Origin of the sequence: Pseudomonas sp. TNT3 (assembly GCF_010095445.2) — a bacterium.
Classification (GTDB): Bacteria; Pseudomonadota; Gammaproteobacteria; order Pseudomonadales; family Pseudomonadaceae; genus Aquipseudomonas.
This window is the reverse complement of the sequence record NZ_WFGV02000003.1, coordinates 46,275-65,680: the sequence shown is the minus strand read 5'-3', so window position 1 is coordinate 65,680 and position 19,406 is coordinate 46,275. Positions and strand designations below refer to the sequence as shown.

Here is a 19,406-nt window from a genome sequence, read left to right as displayed (position 1 = left end):
ACTTACAACGGCTTGACGGTGAACAAACCGTCGTCGTGGCCTTCTTCAGAGCCACCGTAGACTTGTTCGGCAACGGTACGGATGTTGCTGCCGCGGGCTTGCAGAATCTGGTCCATGGCACCGGCAAACCAGCCGGTGAACATGTAGTCGACCTTGCGCCCGACCTTGCCGTACACGTACACGAACGCCGAGTGTTCGAGCTTGACGCTGGCGGTGCCTTTGTCGAGGTCGATGTCCTGGATCTTGAACAGGCCCCAGCCGCGTTGCGACAGGCGCTTCATGTAGTGCTCGAACACTGCGACGCCTTCAAGGCCGTGGCATTCGGCTTCTTTCTCACACCAGTGCCAGGCGGATTTGTAGCCGGCCTTGTAGAGGATCTCGGCGTAGGCTTCGGCGCCCAGCACTTCCTCGATACCCATGTGGTTGTTGACGAAGAAATGCCGCGGTACGTACAGCATCGGCAGGGCGTCAGAGGTCCAGACACCGGTCTCGCTGTCGACTTCGATTGGCAATTGCGGGGCGATCTTGGCCATGGAAACTTAACTCCAGAAAAATTCGTTGTATTTGCGTGTCGTAGCCCTGTAGCAGCTGCCGAGCCTGCGAGGCTGCGTTGGGCTGCGCAGCGGCCCTCGAGGGCGGTCCTGCGGACCGCAACGCAGCCTCGTGCCTCGGCAGCTGCTACAGGGTTGTTGGGAGGCCGGTTTTTATTCGCCCCAGACGTCCTTCAGGACATTCACCCAGTTCTCGCCCATGATCTTGCGCACCACGCGCTCGGAATGGCCGCGCTTGAGCAGGGTTTCGGTCAGGTTCGGGAACTCGCCGACGGTGCGGATGCCCAGCGGGTTAATGATCTTGCCGAAGCTGGTCAGGCGGCGTGCGTAGCCTTTGTCATGGGTCAGGTATTCGAAGAAGTCCTGGCCATGGCCCTGGGTGAAGTCGGTGCCGATGCCGATGGCGTCTTCGCCGACGATATTCATGGTGTATTCGATGGCTTCGGCGTAATCGTCGATGGTCGAATCAATGCCCTTGGCCAGGAACGGCGCAAACATGGTCACGCCGACAAAACCGCCGTGGTCGGCAATGAACTTCAGTTCTTCATCGGATTTGTTGCGCGGATGAATCTTCAGGCCCGACGGCAGGCAATGGGAATAGCAGACCGGCTTCTTCGATTCGAGGATGACTTCTTCGGAGGTTTTCGAACCCACGTGGGACAGGTCGCACATGACGCCGACACGGTTCATCTCGGCGACGATTTCACGACCGAAGCCCGACAGGCCGCCATCGCGCTCGTAGCAGCCGGTACCGACCAGATTCTGGGTGTTGTAGCACATCTGCACGATACCGACGCCCAGCTGCTTGAACACCTCGACGTAGCCGATCTGGTCTTCAAAGGCGTGAGCATTCTGGAAGCCGAAAAGGATGCCGGTCTTGCCCTGCTCCTTGGCCTTGCGGATGTCGGCGGTGGTACGCACCGGAATCACCAGATCGCTGTTCTCGCGAATCAGTTTCTGGCTGGCGGCGATGTTGTTGACGGTCGCCTGGAAGCCTTCCCACACCGACACGGTGCAGTTGGCCGCGGTCAGACCGCCCTTGCGCATGTCTTCGAACAGCTCACGGTTCCACTTGGCAATAATCAGCCCGTCGATAACGATACTGTCGGCGTGCAATTCGGCTGGGCTCATCAGGCTGTCCCCTATTAGCGATTCGTGCGCCGAATCGTGTGCCGGCGCTTTGGGGCCAGCATATGCCTCGGTGCCTCGGCAGCCGGGTGCAAAAACGACAGGGGAATTGCCGAAAGCGTCAATCCGCGACAAAGGGTCGTCGACAGGCCTGATCGCCCGCCTGTTCAAGCCCCTCCGCTTGGGCCAGAATTCGCCGCATCACTGGATGCTTCAATAACGCGTTACTGAAGCTTTGAATGGAATAAAGGGGACGGCAGCGCTATGAAAACGATTTTTCTGGTCTTGGCACTACTGACGGCGACGGGCGTACAGGCCCAGGAAGAGTCCGACAGCACCCCCTGCGATGCCGTCGAAAACGACGTCCAGACCCTGGAATGCTCGGCCTACAGCCGAACCACAGCCGAAGACCTGCTCAAAGACAACTATCAAAGCCTGGCGGAGCGCATGCAGACGCTCTACGGCAAGAACCCGTCGCAATTGACCGACATCACTTCCAGGATCAAAGCCTCCCAACAGCAATGGCTAAAGACGCGGGATGCCGATTGCGCCGTCGAAGCGTTCCCGGCGACGAGCGGCAGCAAGGCGTTCACCATTGCGCAGAATGATTGCGTGGCGCGGATGAGTGATGAGCGGTCGGAGTTTTTGGAGTCGATTGGGCAGGAGTGATCCTGTAATTCCATCGGAAGCTGGCGCCGTTGTCGGCTTTCGCCTTCAAGAAACGCTATTTCCTACGCCCTTGGCTGATAAGGCCTGCAGTGTTACCACGCGTCGCGAAAGACCCTGTGAACCGGGCAACATCCTGACAATCTTCGTTAGTTGGTAGACGGCTAAATATAAGTAAAGATTGGAAATCTTATAAAAGACTTATACTCTCTCATGAACAGTATTCACTGGACTCGAAATGCCGTTAAGCAACTCCTGAAATTGCATTCCGCTCACCAGATCCAGGTTCGTGATGCCGTCACAATGCTGGCTAGCATGCCGCATGCGGGCAACGTCAAAGCACTTGTCGGCCATGATTACGCCTACCGTCTGCGAGTCGGTAACTATCGAGTCATATTCGATTGGGATGGCGCAATCAAAGTGGTCAATATTCAAGAGGTCAAAAAACGCGATGAACGCACCTACTGACGTTCAAATTATTAACGATGCACAGGGCAACCCGGCTTTCGTGGTCATTCCCTACGCGCAATATCTCGCGCAAAAAATTGAGCCCGATCTGATTCCTCACGAAGTCGTCAGCCGCATCGTCGATGGTGCAACGCCGATTCGCGCCTGGCGCGAACACCTGAACCTTACTCAGGATGAAGTGGCCAAACGCATGGGTATTTCCCAACCAGCCTTCGCCCAACAAGAGACCGTTGCGAAGCCGCGTAAGGCCACCCGCGAGAAAATTGCCATGGCGTTTGGCATTACTGCCAATCAGCTTGAGCTGTAGCTTGCGCACAACCATTTTTAAAGGGATTCGAAATGAAAATCTGCGGCATCGAAATCAAAGGCAGCGAAGCAATCATTGCCGTGGCCTCCCTCGACGGTCAGGCGCTGAGTCACCTTCCCCTCACCACCAAGAAAATCGCCCTGGAAGACGACGACGAAGCGGCCAACGTCAAAGTCTTTGCCGCGCAGGTGGCGTCCTTTGTTCGTGAGAACTCCATCGACCGGATCGCGATCAAGAAGCGCAGCAAGAAAGGTGAGTTTGCCGGCGGACCGACCACGTTCAAGATCGAGGGCATTTTCCAGTTGCTGGAAAGTTGCGAGGTGACGCTGCTGTCGCCGCAGACGATCAATGCGCAGGCCAAAAAGCACGGGTTTGAGCCACCCGCGACGCTAAACAAGTATCAGCATGAGGCGTACAAAGCGGCGTGTTCGGCGTTGCTGAAGAAATAAAATCAACCACAGATCTGTGGGAGCCAGCCTGCTGGCGATAGCGGTGTATCAGTCAGCATCTTGATTGACTGACACACCGCTATCGCCAGCAGGCTGGCTCCCACAGGGATCTGCGTCAGTCATTCAACATTGATGTTGCCTGACCCACCGCATTCGCGAGCAAGCCCGCTCCCACAGGTTTTTCGGTTGTTCATGCTTTTGCGGTACGCCGGTCTTCCCGCGGACAACGCTCGAACTTCGCCCGATAACTTCGGGTGAAATAAGACGGCGATTCAAACCCGCAAGCAATGCTCACTTCCAGCACGCTCATGTCCGTCTGCCGCAACAATTGCTGGGCCTTCTCCAGCCTTAATCGCAGGTAAAAGTTGCTCGGCGTGTCATTCAGGTGCAGTCGAAACAAGCGCTCGAGCTGTCGCCGCGTCACCTTGATCGACTCCGCCAGCGCCAGCGTGGTCAGCGGCGGTTCGCTGTGCTGCTCCATTTCCCCGATCACCTGAACCAGCTTCTTGTTGCGGATGCCATAACGGCTGGCCACTTCCATGCGCTGGTGGTCTTTGCGTGGGCGGATGCGGCCGAGTACGAATTGCTCGCTGACCTGAATCGCCAATTCCGGGCCGTGGGCCTGGCTGATGAGGTCGAGCATCAGGTCGATGGACGCCGTACCGCCTGCCGAGGTAATGCGCTTGCGGTCGATTTCGAACAGCTCCTGGGTGACGCTGAGCTGCGGATACGATTCCTTGAAGGCGTCGATCGCTTCCCAGTGCAGGGTCAGGCGATGGCCATCGAGCAAGCCGGCTTCGGCAAGGACAAAGCTCCCGGTGTCGATGGCGCCGAGGGTCACGCCGTCGATGTCCAGGCGGCGCAGCCAGTGTTCCAGCGCGGGCGTGGCAAATTTCAGCGGTTCGAACCCCGCGACCACCAAGAGCGTCGCCCCTTTTTTCAACGGTTCCAGTGCGGCGTCGGCGTTGACCGACATGCCGTTGCTGGCTAACACCGCACCGCCGTCGGCGCTCAGCACATGCCAGCGATACAGCTCGCCGCGAAAGCGATTGGCGACCCGCAGCGGCTCAATGGCCGAGATAAAACCGATGGCCGAAAAACCGGGCATCAGCAAGAAGTAGAAATCCTGGGACATGGAACGCACTCAATGGCTGGTAGCGAGAGGGCGGGAAGCGTGCAGACGTTGATACGCCACTTGCGAGCGGCATTCAAGAGCACAGGTCGCTGCAGTGCAAGAGCTGGTCGCCGTAGTGCGCTTCCACGGGCCTATAGCTGCGTAACTTGGCATCACCGGCGCGCAGACGCCGGAACCCACAATAACGTCTGCCGAGGAACCCGACATGAAACGACTGATCAGCAGCTGTGTTCTTGCACTCAGCGGTACCGCTTTCCTGAGCGCCAGCGTCATGGCGGCCGAACCCGCGTCCTGCCAGAACGTGCGCATGGGCGTGGTGAACTGGACCGACGTGATCGCCACCAGCGCCATGACCCAGGTCCTGCTCGACGGCCTCGGCTACAACACCAAACAAACCAGCGCGTCCCAGCAAATAATCTTCGCCGGGATCCGTGATCAGCGGCTGGACCTGTTCCTGGGTTACTGGAACCCGCTGATGACCCAGACCATCACGCCGTTCGTTCAGGCCAACCAGGTCAAGGTGCTTGAAGCACCCAGCCTGAAAGACGCCCGCGCCACCCTCGCCGTACCGACCTATCTGGCGGACAAGGGTCTGAAAACCTTCGCTGATATCGCCAAATTCGAGAAAGAACTGGGCGGCAAGATCTACGGCATCGAGCCCGGTTCGGGCGCCAACACCCAGATCAAGGCGATGATCACCAAGAACCAGTTTGGTCTCGGCAAGTTCCAGCTGGTCGAGTCCAGCGAAGCCGGCATGCTCGCGGCGGTGGATCGTGCCGTGCGCCGCAATGAAGCCGTGGTGTTCTTCGGCTGGGCGCCGCACCCCATGAACGTCAACGTGAAGATGACCTACCTCACGGGCAGTGACGATGCGCTCGGCCCGAACGAAGGCATGGCGACCGTCTGGACCGTCACCTCGCCGAAATATGCCGAGCAATGCCCGAACATCGGTCGCTTGCTGAGCAACCTGACCTACACCGCCGAAGACGAGAGCCGGATGATGCAGCCGCTGCTGGATCACAAAGACGCTTTCGAATCGGCCAGGCAATGGCTGAAAGATCACCCGCAAGACAAACAGCGCTGGCTCGAGGGCGTCACCACCTTCGATGGCAAACCTGCCGCTGAAAACCTGCAACTCACCACCAAATAAACCCTGATTGAACCGTCGAATCGCAGCCCGCATGGGCTGCGAACGAAATCATCACGCCTGCAAGGAACCCGCCTCATGAACCACGACGTCATCATCACCTGCGCACTCACCGGTGCTGGCGACACGACCGCCAAAAGCCCACACGTGCCGGTCACCCCGAAACAAATCGCCGCCGCTGCAGTGGAAGCCGCGAAGGCCGGCGCCACGGTGGTTCATTGCCACGTGCGCAACCCCGAAACCGGCAAGTTCAGCCGTGACGTGGCGTTGTACCGCGAAGTGATGGAGCGCATCCGCGAGGCGGACGTCGACATCATCGTCAACCTCACCGCCGGCATGGGTGGCGACCTGGAAATCGGTGCGGGCGAAAACCCGATGGAGTTTGGCCCGAACACCGACCTGGTCGGCCCGCTGACGCGTCTTGCGCATGTCGAAGCGCTGCTGCCGGAAATCTGCACCCTGGATTGCGGCACTCTGAACTTCGGCGATGGCGACACCATTTATGTATCGACGCCGGCTCAACTGCGTGCGGGTGCCAAACGCATTCAGGAATTGGGCGTGAAGGCCGAGCTGGAAATTTTCGACACCGGTCACCTGTGGTTTGCCAAACAACTGATCAAGGAAGGCCTGCTCGACGATCCGCTGTTCCAGCTGTGCCTGGGCATCCCGTGGGGCGCGCCGGCGGATACCACCACCATGAAGGCGATGGTCGACAACTTGCCGGCCAATGCGGTTTGGGCGGGCTTCGGCATCGGTCGCATGCAGATGCCGATGGCGGCTCAAGCGGTGCTGCTGGGCGGCAACGTGCGGGTCGGTCTGGAAGACAACATCTGGCTGGACAAAGGCGTACTGGCCACCAACGGCCAATTGGTCGAACGCGCCAGCGAAATCCTCAGTCGCCTCGGCGCCCGTGTCCTGACCCCTGCTGAAGGCCGGGTAAAAATGGGCCTGACCAAGCGCTAAATCCACACATAAGCCCTGTAGGAGCGAGCTTGCTCGCGAAAAAGGTACAGCCGACGCCACTCAGCGCCTGGAATACCATCGCGAGCAAGCTCGCTCCTACAAGGATCACCGAATTCATTCAGGACGGCGCCATGACCTTCATCACCGAAATCAAAACCTTCGCAGCCCTGGGCAGCGGTGTCATCGGCAGCGGCTGGGTATCCCGCGCCCTCGCCCACGGCCTCGACGTAGTGGCGTGGGACCCGGCACCGGGTGCCGAAGCCGCCTTGCGCAAACGCGTGGCCAATGCGTGGGGAGCACTGGAGAAACAAGGCCTGGCACCTGGCGCGTCGCAAGATCGCCTGCGCTTTGTCGCCACCATTGAAGAGTGTGTTCGCGACGCGGATTTCATTCAGGAAAGCGCCCCGGAACGCCTCGATCTGAAACTGGAACTGCACAGCAAAATCAGCGCGGCAGCCAAGCCCAACGCGCTGATCGGCTCCAGTACGTCAGGGCTGTTGCCGAGTGAGTTTTACGAAAGTTCGACGCACCCGGAACGTTGTGTCGTCGGTCACCCGTTCAACCCGGTTTACCTGTTGCCATTGGTGGAAGTGGTGGGTGGTAAAAACACCGCACCCGAAGCCGTACAGGCGGCCATGAAAGTCTACGAATCCTTGGGGATGCGTCCGCTGCATGTGCGCAAGGAAGTGCCAGGATTTATCGCCGACCGCTTGCTCGAAGCGCTGTGGCGCGAGGCCCTGCACCTGGTAAACGACGGGGTGGCGACCACCGGCGAGATCGACGATGCAATTCGTTTTGGCGCGGGACTGCGCTGGTCGTTCATGGGCACGTTCCTAACGTACACCCTGGCGGGTGGTGATGCGGGCATGCGGCACTTCATGGCGCAGTTCGGACCGGCGTTGCAGTTGCCGTGGACGTACTTGCCGGCACCGGAACTGACCGACAAGTTGATCGATGATGTGGTCGATGGGACAAGCGATCAATTGGGCACCCACAGCATTTCGGCGCTGGAGCGCTATCGTGATGATTGCTTGCTGGCGGTGCTTGAAGCGGTGAGAACCACCAAAGAAAAGCATGGGATGGCATTCAGCGAGTAATCCACTATCAGGACTGGCCCCATCGCCAGCAGGCTGGCTCCCACAGGAGAATGCATTCCAATGTGGGAGCCAGCCTGCTGGCGATGACGGCATTCCAATCACAATCTGTTCTGGATCAGCCACCATGCCCGCACTCACCACCTACCAAACCCGCATCATCCCCGAGTGGGTCGACTACAACGGCCACCTGCGCGATGCGTTCTACCTGCTCATTTTCAGCTATGCCACCGACGCATTGATGGACCGCCTCGGCATGGACAGCAGCCACCGCGAAGCCAGCGGCAACTCGCTGTTCACCCTCGAACTGCACCTCAATTACCTGCAAGAGGTAAAGCTCGACGCCGACGTCGACGTGCACACCCAAATCATCGCTCACGACAGCAAACGCCTGCACCTCTACCACAGCCTGCACCTGGCCGGAGATGACAAGGCGCTGGCGGCTAACGAGCAAATGCTGCTCCACGTCGACCTCGCCGGGCCGCGCTCCGCACCGTTCAGCGACGACACCCTGAACAAACTGCAAGCCATCGTCGCCGAACAAACCGACCTGCCTGTTCCTGACTACATTGGCCGAGTGATTGCTTTACCCCCCAAAAAATAACAAGGAGATCGCCATGAACACCGCCGCCGCTTTTGCCGACTTCCGTACCTACCCGTTGATCAGCGCGTTGACCGCCGTGCAAACCCTGGCGGACCGCGCTCAGGTGACCTGGGCCGACGGGCGCATCAGCCCGTTCCATCATCAGTGGTTGCGCGACAACTGCCCGTGTCCACAGTGCGTCTACACGGTGACTCGCGAGCAAGTGCTGGAGATCGTCGACGTCCCAGAGCACCTGATACCGACCGAAACCCGCATTGATGCAGACGGCTGCCTCAGCCTCGATTGGCAGGACGGCCACCTCAGCCGCTTCGATCCGGGCTGGTTGCGGGCGCATGCCTATGACGATGAATCCCGCAACGAACGTCGGGCCCGCAAACCCAAAGCCACGCTGTGGCACAGCGATGTGCAGCTGCCGGTGTTCGAATATTCGGCGCTGATGAACGACAACCAGGCGTTGTTGCAGTGGCTGCTGGCGGTACGGGATATCGGCCTCACCCAGGTCCGCGGCGTACCCACGGAACCCGGATCTTTGAAGCTGATTGCGCAACGCATTTCCTTCATCCGCGAGAGCAATTTCGGTGTGCTGTTCAACGTGCAATCCAAGGCTGATGCCGACAGCAATGCCTACACCGCCTTCAACCTGCCGCTGCACAGCGATTTGCCGACCAGGGAGCTGCAACCGGGACTGCAATTTCTGCACTGCCTGGTGAATGACGCCGACGGTGGCGAGAGTATTTTCGTCGACGGGTTTGCGATTGCTGATGCACTGCGTCAAGAGGATCCCGAGTCGTTCCACAGCCTGTGCAACATCCCCGTGGAATTCCGCAACAAGGACCGCCACAGCGACTACCGGTGCCTGGCGCCGATCATCGCGCTGGATGCGATGGGGCAGGTGTCGGAGATCCGCATGGCGAACTTTTTACGCGGGCCGTTCGATGCGTCGGTGGAAGAGATGCCCAGGCTCTATCGCGCGTATCGGCGCTTTATCGCGATGACGCGCGAGCCTCGGTTCAGGCTGATGCAACGACTCAATCCCGGGGAGCTGTGGTGCTTCGATAACCGACGCACCCTGCATGCGCGCAATGCGTTCGACCCTGCCAGCGGGGCCCGGCATTTCCAGGGGTGTTATGTGGATCGGGATGAGTTGCTGTCGCGGATTCTGGTGTTGCAACGCTAGACCGAGTCATCGTTCATCGCGAGCAGGCTCACTCCCACATTCAACCGAGTTCCTACCAGAAGAATGCGGTCAATGTGGGAGTGAGCTTGTTCTGGGCGGCATTCCGACGATGGCGTCGGTCCGGACTGCACATCCCTTCCTGATTCACAGGCAAAAAAAACCCCGATCAAGCCGTGACAGGATCGGAGCTGAGGAGGGTACTGTTGAGGAGCCGTTGCGCGAGGGTGACCAAACCTTCGTGAAGCGAGCTGAGTCCAGTGTGCCCACTCCCCTACTCGATCAGTTAGCCGAAAACGACCTGTTCATAGGTATACCGGCCATTGCGACAAATCGTCCTTGCCGCCACCTCTCACCCCTACGAGAATCGAGCCACGACACCGTTCCCTGAAGAAGGATTGCGTCATGATGTACGCCGATTTGATTGACCAGGAAGACCTGTTGGGCCAACTGAAGTCGTTGGGTTTTCAAGTACCGAACGGCGCCACCGCCGAGCAGGCTTGCGAGTGTGCAGTGCGGGGGTTGAACAACGAACGGGCCATTGAGCTGCGCACAATGGTCAAGCAGATGTACACCAGCAGCGCGACGATCCTGCCGGCTGTGCGCCAGGCCATCGACAGGCAATTGTTGCCGGCGTTGGCGGAGTTTCAGCAGAGCCGTAGCGCCTGACAGTACGCCTTCGCGGGCAAGCCCGCTCCCACAAGGATCTGCCGTGTGACATAGTTTGTATTCACACATCAAATCCCTGTGGGAGCCGGCTTGCCCGCGATGATGGCCTCTCGGTTTAGAGCCTTACACTCGCAAACGTCGACTCGTTCCGCGCCTGACTCAACGCCGACAACGGTCCCGACAACGGCGACAGCACCAAGGCTTGCGGCAGCGGCATCATCGCCACTTGCTGCGTGGTATTGGAACCTACGCGCTCGTCACGCGGCGGGATGCCGAAGTATTCGCGGTAGCACTTGGAGAAGTGCGGCGTAGACACAAAACCGCACACCGACGCCACTTCGATGATCGACATCGGCGTTTGCTTGAGCAACTGCCGGGCGCGGATCAAGCGCAGTTTCAGGTAGTAACGCGACGGCGAACAGTGCAGGTATTTCTGGAACAACCGCTCGAGCTGACGACGCGACACAGCGACATACACCGCCAGTTCGTCGAGGTCGATCGGTTCTTCCAGATTGGCCTCCATCAGCGCGACGATTTCCTGCAGTTTCGGCTGATTGGTACCAAGCATGTGCTTGAGCGGCACGCGCTGGTGATCCTGCTCGTTGCGGATGCGTTCGTAGACGAACATTTCCGAGATCGCGGCCGACAGTTCACGTCCGTGATCGCGGCTGATCAGGTGCAGCATCATGTCCAGCGGCGCAGTGCCGCCTGAGCTGGTGAAGCGGTTACGGTCGAGGGTGAACAGTCGAGTGCTCATGGCCACACGCGGAAACGCTTCCTGCATCGAGGCCAGGCATTCCCAGTGCACGCTGCAATCAAAACCGTCCAGCAGGCCGGCGCACGCCAGGGCCCAGCTGCCGGTGCAGACCGCACCGAGACGACGGGACTGACGCGCCTGGCTTTGCAACCACGACACGTGCTCACGGGTGACAGTGCGCTGAATGCCGATGCCGCCGCAGACAATGATGGTGTCGAGCGCCGGGGCTTTGTGCATGGAGCAATCGGGGGTGATCTGCAGACCGTCACTGGCCCAGACCTGACCGCCATCCACGGTAAGTGTGGTCCAGCGATACAGCTCGCGACCGGACAATTGGTTGGCCATGCGCAGGGGTTCCACTGCGGAGGCCAGAGAAATCAGCGTGAAATTGTCCAGCAGCAAAAAGCCGATGGATTGAGGCGCACGGTTCTGGGGTTGGGCCCCGGAGTTGGACGTCGTCATCGCGGTATCTCCTCACACAAAGCGGGTGATGGCCTCAGGCGGAGGCTCTTGTTATTGCCATCGTTCTCGCGTGGGAGACGGGCTTTGTAATGACAGAGCAATTGCCATGCCTAAAATTGAATGCGCGTTCAATAACTCCTGAAAACGACGTCGGGATGTGTCTGGATATGACGCGCGGGGAGTAGGGTTTAAAAGTGCCATCAGGCGAGGCAAGTGCGCTGCCCCGATGCGTGTGAGCAAATCGGTAGCACTTGTGGGAACAGGGCTACGGCGCGTTCTGAAAGAGTGTCACCACAAGCACAGGTGACAGGCGGTAATGGTCAACCTGGATCCCGGATCTCAGGCAAGGCGCTTATCTGTAAGCGACGCGCCAAAAGGTGGCGCGTTTTGGATCGGGTGTTCAGTTAGCGCGCAGTTTTGACTGGTGGGACGCTATCGCTGGCAAGCCAGCTCCCACAGGTTTTTCGGTGTGCCTGGAATCTGTTTCATACCAAAGATCCCTGTGGGAGCTGGCTTGCCAGCGATAGGATCAACGCGGTCTCAACACTCAACCGCACTCACCGCCAACCCGCCCCGCGATGTCTCTTTATATTTGTCATGCATGTCCGCCCCCGTATCACGCATGGTGCGGATTACCCGGTCCAGCGAGATAAAGTGCTGACCATCCCCACGCAACGCCATTTGCGCCGCATTGATCGCTTTCACCGCCGCAATCGCATTGCGCTCGATGCACGGCACCTGCACCAGCCCACCCACCGGGTCGCAAGTCAGACCGAGGTTGTGCTCCAGGCCGATTTCCGCCGCGTTGCACAGTTGTTCTGGTGTCGCGCCGAGAATCTCCGCCAGGCCGGCCGCCGCCATTGCGCAGGCGGATCCGACTTCCCCCTGGCAGCCGACTTCGGCACCGGAGATTGACGCGTTCTTCTTGCACAGGATCCCGACCGCCGCAGCGCCGAGGAAATAGTCGACGACATTGGCGTCGGTCACCGCTTCGCTGAACTTCATGAAGTAATGCAGGACTGCCGGGATGATGCCCGCCGCGCCGTTGGTCGGTGCCGTGACCATGCGCCCGCCGGCAGCGTTTTCTTCGTTGACCGCCAGGGCGAACAGATTCACCCACTCCATGGCGCTCAGGGTCGAGCCGATGACATTGGGCTTGCCCAGTTCCTGCAGGCTGCGATGTAACCTGGCGGCACGACGGCGAACGTTCAGGCCGCCCGGCAGGATGCCTTCGTGCTTGAGGCCCTGTTCAACGCAATCCTGCATGGCCCGCCACAGCTTCATCAAACCGCTGCGGATTTCGTCTTCGCTACGCCAGACCTTCTCGTTGGCCAACATCAATTCGGCCACGCGCAGGTTGTGCGTCTGGCAAAGACTGAGCAATTCGGCCGCACTGGAAAAGTCGTAAGGCAATACGGTGCGATCCATGTCCACCACGCCGCTGCTGGCTTGCGCCTCATCCACGACAAAACCGCCGCCGACGGAATAGTAGGTGTCACGGTGCAGCTCGCCGGCGTCGCCTTCGACAATCAGTGTCATGGCGTTGGGATGAAACGGCAGGTTCTCATCGATCAGGCGCATGTCCCGCGCCCACATGAACGGCACCGGTAAACGACCATCCAGCAGCAACTCATTGGTTTCACGCAGGGTGGCGATGCGGATGCCGATTTGCGACGGATCGATCGCGTCCGGCCACTCGCCCATCAACCCCATGATCACGGCGTTGTCGCTGCCATGCCCGATGCCTGTGGCCGATAGCGAGCCATACAGCTGAACTTCGACGCGCCGCACTTGCTCCAAAAGACCCTGTTCGCGCAAACCTTGCACGAACAGCGCTGCGGCGCGCATCGGCCCCACAGTGTGCGAACTGGAAGGGCCAATGCCGATTTTGAACAGGTCGAAAACGCTGATAGCCATTACTGCAGAACTCCTGGATATGCCCAACTCCAGACGCAAAAGCGCCCAGTGACGGAGCTGCTACGCTCAAGCTGCAATCCGCCGATATGGCTGCATCATCAGGCTTTTACCCTGTCGTTCGGCGTCTCTAACCGACGCACTCTTGTCCACGAACGCCGCAGGTCGTACACGCTGCGTTTTCGCCGTTTTTTTACGGTGCAGAGGAACAAAGGGGGCTAAAAAAAGCTGTAAACGACGTCACCGACACTGGATGCGACCCTCCCTGTACTGGATACGACGCACCCTGTAGGCGTCTGATTTTCACTGGTACATGATCGTATCGACTCGATTGCAAGGCGCCGCGGTAGAGCTGTCCCCAAAAACGCCATCCAACCGCAACCTATAAGTGCGGTGGTCCAGTCGGAACACTGCCAAAAAAAACACCAAGGAGTCAGTCAATGAAAGGTTCCCCGTCGTTGTTGTTGGCCGCCATGCTTAGTCTGCCGGTTCTGGCGCAAGCTGCAGAACCGGCCCAATGCAGCACCGTAAACTTCTCCGATGTCGGCTGGACCGACATCACCGTCACCACCGCGACCACCAGCGTCGTCCTCGACGCACTGGGCTACAAGACCAAAACCACAATGATTTCCGTGCCGGTGACCTACAAGTCCCTGGCCGACGGCAAGAACATGGACGTGTTCCTGGGTAACTGGATGCCGACCATGGAAAACGACATCAAGGCTTATCGCGATGCCGGTACCGTGGACACCCTGCGCGCCAACCTGGAAAACGCAAAATACACACTCGCCGTCCCGGAAGAGTTGTATAACAAAGGTCTGAAAGATTTCGCCGACATCGCCAAGTTCAAGAAAGAACTCGACGGCAAGATCTACGGCATCGAGCCTGGCAACGACGGCAACCGTCTGATCCAGAGCATGATCGACAAGAACGCCTTCGGCCTCAAAGACGCCGGCTTCAAGGTGGTCGAGTCCAGCGAGGCAGGCATGCTCTCGCAAGTCGATCGTGCACAGCGGCGCAACACCGCCGTGGTGTTCCTGGGCTGGGAACCACACCCGATGAACACTCGATTCAAGATGAAGTACCTGACCGGCGGTGACGATTATTTCGGCCCGAACTTTGGTCAGGCGACCATCTACACCAACACCCGCAAGGGCTATGCACAGGAATGCAGCAACGTCGGTCAACTGCTGAAGAACCTGCAGTTCACCCTGAACATGGAAAGCACGCTGATGGGCAACGTCCTGGACGACAAGATGAAGCCTGACGCGGCCGCCAGGGCCTGGCTGAAAAAGAATCCACAGGTGCTCGATACCTGGCTCGCTGGCGTGACCACCATTGACGGTAAACCTGGCCTGGAAGCCGTGAAAGCCAAGCTCGCTCAGTAAAATCGCTTACGCCGGGCGACCTCGGTCGTCCGGGCTGTTTTTTCCTTGCATGCGGACGTTCACTACCATGCTGATTGATCAGAAAATCCCTTTAGGCCAGTACATCGCAGGCTTCGTTGAATGGTTGACGCAACACGGCGCCAACACCTTCGACGCCATCGCCGTGTCACTGGAAACGATGATCCACGGCGTGACTTTTGCGCTGACCTGGTTCAACCCGCTGGCATTGATCGGCCTTATCGCACTCCTCGCACATTTCATTCAACGCAAATGGGGACTGACGGTTTTCGTCATCGCCTCCTTCCTGCTGATCCTCAATCTGGGGTACTGGCAGGAAACCATGGAAACCCTTGCCCAGGTGTTGTTCGCCACCCTGGTCTGCGTGGTCATCGGCGTGCCGTTGGGCATCGTCGCCGCGCACAAACCGATGTTCTACACACTGATGCGTCCGGTGCTCGATCTGATGCAGACCGTACCGACCTTCGTGTACCTCATTCCTACCCTGACCCTCTTCGGGCTGGGCGTGGTTCCAGGCCTCATTTCCACGGTGGTGTTCGCGATTGCCGCGCCTATCCGCCTGACCTACCTGGGTATTCGTGATGTTCCCGCAGAACTGATGGACGCCGGTAAAGCCTTTGGCTGCTCGCGCCGTCAACTGCTTGCGCGCATAGAACTGCCCTACGCCATGCCGAGCATCGCGGCCGGCATCACCCAGTGCATCATGCTGTCGTTGTCGATGGTGGTGATCGCGGCACTGGTGGGCGCCGATGGCCTGGGCAAACCCGTGGTCAACGCACTGAACACTGCTGATATCGCCCTGGGCTTCGAAGCGGGCCTGGCGATCGTACTGCTGGCGATCATGCTCGACCGTATCTGCAAACAACCCGACGCTAAAGTAGGGGGTGACGCATGAGCATTATTCGCTTCGAAGACGTCGACGTAATTTTCTCCAAAGACCCGCGAGAAGCACTCAAGCTTCTCGACCAAGGCATGACGCGCGACCAGATCCTGAAAAAAACCGGACAAATCGTTGGCGTTGAAAAAGCCAGCCTGGACGTCGAAAAGGGCGAAATCTGCGTCTTGATGGGCCTGTCCGGTTCCGGCAAGTCCAGCCTGCTGCGCTGCATCAACGGCCTGAACACGGTCAGCCGTGGCAAGTTGTTTGTGGAGCACGAAGGCAAGCAGATCGATATCGCGTCCTGTACTCCGGCAGAGCTGAAAATGATGCGCACCAAGCGCATCGCGATGGTGTTCCAGAAGTTCGCCCTGATGCCGTGGCTGACGGTGCGCGAGAACATCAGCTTCGGCCTGGAGATGCAGGGTCGGCCGGAGAAGGAACGCAAGAAACTGGTCGATGAAAAACTCGAACTGGTGGGCCTGACTCAATGGCGTAACAAGAAGCCTGATGAACTGTCCGGCGGCATGCAGCAACGTGTCGGTCTCGCCCGGGCACTGGCGATGGACGCCGACATTCTGCTGATGGACGAACCGTTCTCTGCACTCGACCCGCTGATCCGCCAGGGCCTGCAAGACGAACTGCTGGAACTGCAAAGCAAGCTCAACAAAACCATCGTGTTCGTGAGCCACGACCTTGATGAAGCGCTGAAGCTGGGCAGCCGTATCGCCATCATGAAAGACGGTCGGATCGTGCAGTACAGCAAGCCGGAAGAAATCGTTCTCAACCCGGCGGACGACTACGTGCGGACCTTTGTCGCCCACACCAACCCGTTGAACGTGCTGTGCGGTCGCAGCCTGATGCGCACGCTGGATAACTGCAAACGCATCAACGGCTCGGTCTGTCTCGATCCGGGTGGCGATTCGTGGCTGGACCTGGCTGAAGGCAACACGATCAAGGGCGCCCGCCAGAACGGTGAGAGCCTTGACCTGCAGAACTGGGTGCCGGGGCAAGCGGTCGATGGTCTGGGTCGCCGGCCAACGCTGGTGGACTCGAACATCGGCATGCGTGATGCGCTGCAGATTCGCTATCAGACCGGGAACAAGCTGGTGCTGCACGACAACCATCATGTGGTGGGCATTCTTGGGGACAGCGAGCTGTATCACGCGCTGCTCGGCAAGAACCTGGGGTAAGGACCCCGGACACAAAAACGCCGCGAGAGGATCGCGGCGTTTTTGTTAGTGCAGATATTGAGCTGTAAACGCGGACTACTGTGGCGAGGGAGTTTACTCCCGCTGGGTTGCGAAGCAGCCCCAAAACCGGGCACCGCAATGGTTCACAAACACCGCATTATCCGGGTGTACGACTGCTGCGCAGCCGAGCGGGAGTAAACTCCCTCGCCACAATGGATCTGCGGTGCAGCTGCTTGCACCGCATTACCTCAAGTCTCAGCTATACACCCGGCCAAGGAGCTGCCGATGGCTTTCAAACTGATCGAGCACGTCACGGGTGATCTGTTCGTGGGTGAAGCCCATCAAGTCATAGTCCTGGCTGCCGTTGTGCAGGTACACCTCGGCGCGGTAGTAACGCTGGCGGGTCTCATCGGACTGAGCCGATTCGGTCGGCGTCGCCAGGTAACCATCCAGGCTCACTTCGTAGACAAAAGGGTTGCCCTCTTCCATCTCGATCCGCAGGCCCATGCAGCGTTTGGACTTGCCCACCAGCGTCTGAACTTCCAGACCTTGCGCGCGCATCTGCGCAGCGGCCTCTTCCAGCGCCGGGGTGACTTGTTTGTCCATGAAACGCTGCACGATCGACTGGTTCGGCTGCAAATCCAGCTGCGTCAGACGCTCGCTGAACCCACGTCGACCACGCGCGGCAAGCTCCGCCTGCTCCTGTTCGATCTGCACGTCCTGGCGCATGGCCTTGTGCAAGCCGAACATGAAGAACACCAGCACCACCGAGAACGGCAGACCGGCCAGCACCACCATGGTTTGCATGGCTTCGAAGTTACCGGCGAACAGCAGGCCGATGGTCACCAGGGTGATCACCGCCGACCAGAAAATCCGCAGCCAGTGCGGCGCATCTTCATCGACATTGCCGCCCTTGCACGAAAGGTTCGCCATCATCACCGCGCCGGAATCCGCCGGGGTCAGGAACAAGACGAAACCCACGAAGATCGACACGCCGATCACCACTTTCGAAGCAGGGTAATGCTCAAGCAACTGGTAGATCGCCATGGACGGCTGTTCCAGCGCCGTCTTCCCGAGCTCCACCGCCCCATGGTTCATCACCAGGTCCAGCGCCGAGTTACCGAAGATCGACAGCCACGCCAGGGTGAAGCCCAGTGGAATCAGCAGCACGCCGGCCACCAGTTCGCGCACCGTACGACCACGGGAAATACGCGCGATGAACATGCCTACAAATGGCGCCCAGGAAATCCACCAGGCCCAGTAGAACAGGGTCCACAGGCCCATCCAGCGTTCGGTTTTCTCGGCACTGCCCTCATACACATACAGGTCGAAGGTTTTCAGCACGATACCGTTGAGGTAATCACCAACGTTCTGCACAAAGCCGTTGAGCAGGTGCAGGGTCGGGCCGAACAGCAGGACGAAGATCAACAGGCCGCTGAACAGCACGATGTTCAGGTTGGACAGACGGCGAATGCCGTTTTCCACACCGGACACCGCGGCGATGGTCGCCACGGTGCTCATCACGATGATCACGATCAGCAGGTTGGTGTTGCTGTGTTCCATGCCGAACAGGTTTTCCAGCCCGGAGGACACTTGCAGCGAACCAATCCCCAGGTTCGTCACCAGGCCCAACAGGGTCACGAACATGCCAAACCCGTCTACCGCATGGCCGGCCGCGCCTTTGACCCAACGCTCGCCGACCAGCGGATACAGCGCCGAACGCAACGCCAGCGGCTGGTTGTGACGGTAGGCAAAGTAAGCAACGGCCAGACCGACCAGCGCATAGATTGCCCAGCCATGCAGGCCCCAGTGCAGGAATGTCAGCTGAACGGCCTGACGAGCGGCCATGTTGCTGGCGGCCACGCCTTCCGGCGGGTTGAAGTAGTGATCCAGCGGCTCGGAAGCGCCGAAGTACAGCAGCGAAATGCCGATACCCGACGAGAACAGCATCCCCGCCCAGGCACCGTAGCTGAAGTCCGGCGTGTCGTCCTTGCTGCCCAGCTTGAGTTTTCCATAAGACGAAAACGCCAGGCCGACGACAAATACCAGATAGGCAGCAATCACCACCATGTAGTACCAGCCGAAGCTGCGGGACAACCAGGCTTGAGCAATACCGAGCACCCTGCCCGCCTCTTGCGGGGCGATGATCAGAATGGCGGTCAACAGCAGAACCAGCGCGGTAGAGGTGTAGAACACCCAACCGTTGACCGTCACCTTCTCGGGTGGGGTCTTTATTAGAGAGGCAGAACTCATGGCACAGAAGCTCCGGGCAGTGCGAGAGAAGGACACAAGGCAACGCGATACCCGACCAATCGGTTAGTTGGCAGCCGACCGGCGGGTGATATAAAGACACCCCGAAAATGCCCGAAAGCCCAGAAGCACCGTGGCGTATAGGTTTCGAGCGGTTTTGGATGTCGGTTTATCGCCATTCACACGTAGGAA

The 19,406-nt window shown here is 59.1% G+C and carries 19 protein-coding genes; 13 read left to right on the top strand and 6 right to left on the bottom strand.

What is annotated here, in order from left to right; genetic code table 11:
* Positions 1-2: 2 nt before the first annotated feature.
* Together GBC55_RS03190 and GBC55_RS03185 are read right to left on the bottom strand one after the other, a co-directional pair.
* On the bottom strand, positions 3-533 hold the full coding sequence (locus GBC55_RS03190; RefSeq protein ID WP_010565965.1) for a DUF5943 domain-containing protein: 531 nt from the start codon (positions 531-533) through the stop codon (positions 3-5).
* A gap of 171 nt (positions 534-704) precedes the next feature.
* Entirely contained in the window at positions 705-1,682 is a 978-nt protein-coding gene (locus tag GBC55_RS03185) for a dipeptidase (protein ID WP_008033250.1), read from the bottom strand.
* Between the two features lie 261 nt (positions 1,683-1,943).
* Here GBC55_RS03185 and GBC55_RS03180 point away from each other — a divergent pair, with 261 nt between their 5' ends.
* The 4 genes from GBC55_RS03180 to GBC55_RS03165 all read left to right on the top strand — a co-directional run bounded on the left by GBC55_RS03180 (position 1,944) and on the right by GBC55_RS03165 (position 3,569).
* Positions 1,944-2,348, top strand: a complete 405-nt coding sequence (locus GBC55_RS03180) for a lysozyme inhibitor LprI family protein (RefSeq protein WP_162436189.1) — start codon at positions 1,944-1,946, stop codon at positions 2,346-2,348.
* 210 nt (positions 2,349-2,558) lie between these two features.
* Positions 2,559-2,813: a type II toxin-antitoxin system RelE/ParE family toxin gene (locus GBC55_RS03175; protein ID WP_162436188.1), complete on the top strand. Its 255-nt coding sequence runs from the start codon at positions 2,559-2,561 to the stop codon at positions 2,811-2,813.
* The gene (locus tag GBC55_RS03170; protein ID WP_162436187.1) at positions 2,797-3,120 is read left to right on the top strand and encodes a helix-turn-helix transcriptional regulator; all 324 of its coding nucleotides are present in this window, start codon (positions 2,797-2,799) and stop codon (positions 3,118-3,120) included. Before GBC55_RS03175 ends, GBC55_RS03170 begins: the two co-directional genes overlap by 17 nt.
* 32 nt (positions 3,121-3,152) lie before the next feature.
* Positions 3,153-3,569, top strand: a complete 417-nt coding sequence (locus tag GBC55_RS03165; RefSeq protein WP_162436186.1) for a DUF3010 family protein — start codon at positions 3,153-3,155, stop codon at positions 3,567-3,569.
* A 190-nt stretch (positions 3,570-3,759) separates the two neighbouring features.
* Here the strand turns inward: GBC55_RS03165 and GBC55_RS03160 are convergent, their stop codons facing one another.
* Positions 3,760-4,704, bottom strand: coding sequence for a GlxA family transcriptional regulator (locus tag GBC55_RS03160; RefSeq protein WP_162436185.1), 945 nt, complete (start codon positions 4,702-4,704; stop codon positions 3,760-3,762).
* A gap of 205 nt (positions 4,705-4,909) precedes the next feature.
* Between GBC55_RS03160 and choX the strand changes: the two genes are divergently transcribed.
* The 6 genes from choX to GBC55_RS03130 all read left to right on the top strand — a co-directional run bounded on the left by choX (position 4,910) and on the right by GBC55_RS03130 (position 10,355).
* The gene (gene choX, locus GBC55_RS03155; RefSeq protein WP_162436184.1) at positions 4,910-5,854 is read left to right on the top strand and encodes a choline ABC transporter substrate-binding protein; all 945 of its coding nucleotides are present in this window, start codon (positions 4,910-4,912) and stop codon (positions 5,852-5,854) included.
* 75 nt (positions 5,855-5,929) lie between these two features.
* Positions 5,930-6,814, top strand: coding sequence for a 3-keto-5-aminohexanoate cleavage protein (locus GBC55_RS03150; protein ID WP_162436183.1), 885 nt, complete (start codon positions 5,930-5,932; stop codon positions 6,812-6,814).
* 131 nt (positions 6,815-6,945) lie between these two features.
* The gene (locus GBC55_RS03145; protein ID WP_162436296.1) at positions 6,946-7,911 is read left to right on the top strand and encodes an L-carnitine dehydrogenase; all 966 of its coding nucleotides are present in this window, start codon (positions 6,946-6,948) and stop codon (positions 7,909-7,911) included.
* A gap of 124 nt (positions 7,912-8,035) precedes the next feature.
* Positions 8,036-8,512, top strand: coding sequence for a thioesterase family protein (locus tag GBC55_RS03140; protein ID WP_162436182.1), 477 nt, complete (start codon positions 8,036-8,038; stop codon positions 8,510-8,512).
* Positions 8,513-8,525: 13 nt separating this feature from the next.
* On the top strand, positions 8,526-9,689 hold the full coding sequence (locus tag GBC55_RS03135) for a gamma-butyrobetaine dioxygenase (RefSeq protein ID WP_162436181.1): 1,164 nt from the start codon (positions 8,526-8,528) through the stop codon (positions 9,687-9,689).
* Between the two features lie 402 nt (positions 9,690-10,091).
* Positions 10,092-10,355 carry a hypothetical protein gene (locus GBC55_RS03130; RefSeq protein WP_162436180.1) on the top strand — a complete coding sequence of 88 codons (264 nt, stop codon included), beginning with the start codon at positions 10,092-10,094 and terminating at the stop codon, positions 10,353-10,355.
* Positions 10,356-10,470: 115 nt separating this feature from the next.
* Here the strand turns inward: GBC55_RS03130 and GBC55_RS03125 are convergent, their stop codons facing one another.
* Both GBC55_RS03125 and GBC55_RS03120 read right to left on the bottom strand, forming a co-directional pair.
* Positions 10,471-11,574: a GlxA family transcriptional regulator gene (locus tag GBC55_RS03125; protein WP_162436179.1), complete on the bottom strand. Its 1,104-nt coding sequence runs from the start codon at positions 11,572-11,574 to the stop codon at positions 10,471-10,473.
* Between the two features lie 540 nt (positions 11,575-12,114).
* Positions 12,115-13,491, bottom strand: coding sequence for an L-serine ammonia-lyase (locus tag GBC55_RS03120; protein ID WP_162436178.1), 1,377 nt, complete (start codon positions 13,489-13,491; stop codon positions 12,115-12,117).
* A gap of 437 nt (positions 13,492-13,928) precedes the next feature.
* Here GBC55_RS03120 and GBC55_RS03115 point away from each other — a divergent pair, with 437 nt between their 5' ends.
* From GBC55_RS03115 to choV, 3 genes are all read left to right on the top strand, one after another.
* The gene (locus GBC55_RS03115) at positions 13,929-14,876 is read left to right on the top strand and encodes a choline ABC transporter substrate-binding protein (protein ID WP_162436177.1); all 948 of its coding nucleotides are present in this window, start codon (positions 13,929-13,931) and stop codon (positions 14,874-14,876) included.
* A 67-nt stretch (positions 14,877-14,943) separates the two neighbouring features.
* Positions 14,944-15,789: a choline ABC transporter permease subunit gene (choW, locus tag GBC55_RS03110; RefSeq protein WP_109635476.1), complete on the top strand. Its 846-nt coding sequence runs from the start codon at positions 14,944-14,946 to the stop codon at positions 15,787-15,789.
* Positions 15,786-16,964 (top strand): choline ABC transporter ATP-binding protein, encoded by a 1,179-nt coding sequence (gene choV, locus GBC55_RS03105; protein ID WP_162436176.1) that lies wholly within the window; start codon positions 15,786-15,788, stop codon positions 16,962-16,964. Before choW ends, choV begins: the two co-directional genes overlap by 4 nt.
* A 255-nt stretch (positions 16,965-17,219) precedes the next feature.
* Here the strand turns inward: choV and betT are convergent, their stop codons facing one another.
* The gene (betT, locus tag GBC55_RS03100; RefSeq protein ID WP_162436175.1) at positions 17,220-19,217 is read right to left on the bottom strand and encodes a choline BCCT transporter BetT; all 1,998 of its coding nucleotides are present in this window, start codon (positions 19,215-19,217) and stop codon (positions 17,220-17,222) included.
* Positions 19,218-19,406: the final 189 nt, after the last annotated feature.

Coding starts and splice junctions, on each gene's coding strand:
- GBC55_RS03190 (WP_010565965.1), bottom strand. CDS start 533: ATGGCCAAGATCGCCCCGCAATTGCCAATCGAAGTCGACAGCGAGACC.
- GBC55_RS03185 (WP_008033250.1), bottom strand. CDS start 1,682: ATGAGCCCAGCCGAATTGCACGCCGACAGTATCGTTATCGACGGGCTG.
- GBC55_RS03180 (WP_162436189.1), top strand. CDS start 1,944: ATGAAAACGATTTTTCTGGTCTTGGCACTACTGACGGCGACGGGCGTA.
- GBC55_RS03175 (WP_162436188.1), top strand. CDS start 2,559: ATGAACAGTATTCACTGGACTCGAAATGCCGTTAAGCAACTCCTGAAA.
- GBC55_RS03170 (WP_162436187.1), top strand. CDS start 2,797: ATGAACGCACCTACTGACGTTCAAATTATTAACGATGCACAGGGCAAC.
- GBC55_RS03165 (WP_162436186.1), top strand. CDS start 3,153: ATGAAAATCTGCGGCATCGAAATCAAAGGCAGCGAAGCAATCATTGCC.
- GBC55_RS03160 (WP_162436185.1), bottom strand. CDS start 4,704: ATGTCCCAGGATTTCTACTTCTTGCTGATGCCCGGTTTTTCGGCCATC.
- choX (WP_162436184.1), top strand. CDS start 4,910: ATGAAACGACTGATCAGCAGCTGTGTTCTTGCACTCAGCGGTACCGCT.
- GBC55_RS03150 (WP_162436183.1), top strand. CDS start 5,930: ATGAACCACGACGTCATCATCACCTGCGCACTCACCGGTGCTGGCGAC.
- GBC55_RS03145 (WP_162436296.1), top strand. CDS start 6,946: ATGACCTTCATCACCGAAATCAAAACCTTCGCAGCCCTGGGCAGCGGT.
- GBC55_RS03140 (WP_162436182.1), top strand. CDS start 8,036: ATGCCCGCACTCACCACCTACCAAACCCGCATCATCCCCGAGTGGGTC.
- GBC55_RS03135 (WP_162436181.1), top strand. CDS start 8,526: ATGAACACCGCCGCCGCTTTTGCCGACTTCCGTACCTACCCGTTGATC.
- GBC55_RS03130 (WP_162436180.1), top strand. CDS start 10,092: ATGATGTACGCCGATTTGATTGACCAGGAAGACCTGTTGGGCCAACTG.
- GBC55_RS03125 (WP_162436179.1), bottom strand. CDS start 11,574: ATGACGACGTCCAACTCCGGGGCCCAACCCCAGAACCGTGCGCCTCAA.
- GBC55_RS03120 (WP_162436178.1), bottom strand. CDS start 13,491: ATGGCTATCAGCGTTTTCGACCTGTTCAAAATCGGCATTGGCCCTTCC.
- GBC55_RS03115 (WP_162436177.1), top strand. CDS start 13,929: ATGAAAGGTTCCCCGTCGTTGTTGTTGGCCGCCATGCTTAGTCTGCCG.
- choW (WP_109635476.1), top strand. CDS start 14,944: ATGCTGATTGATCAGAAAATCCCTTTAGGCCAGTACATCGCAGGCTTC.
- choV (WP_162436176.1), top strand. CDS start 15,786: ATGAGCATTATTCGCTTCGAAGACGTCGACGTAATTTTCTCCAAAGAC.
- betT (WP_162436175.1), bottom strand. CDS start 19,217: ATGAGTTCTGCCTCTCTAATAAAGACCCCACCCGAGAAGGTGACGGTC.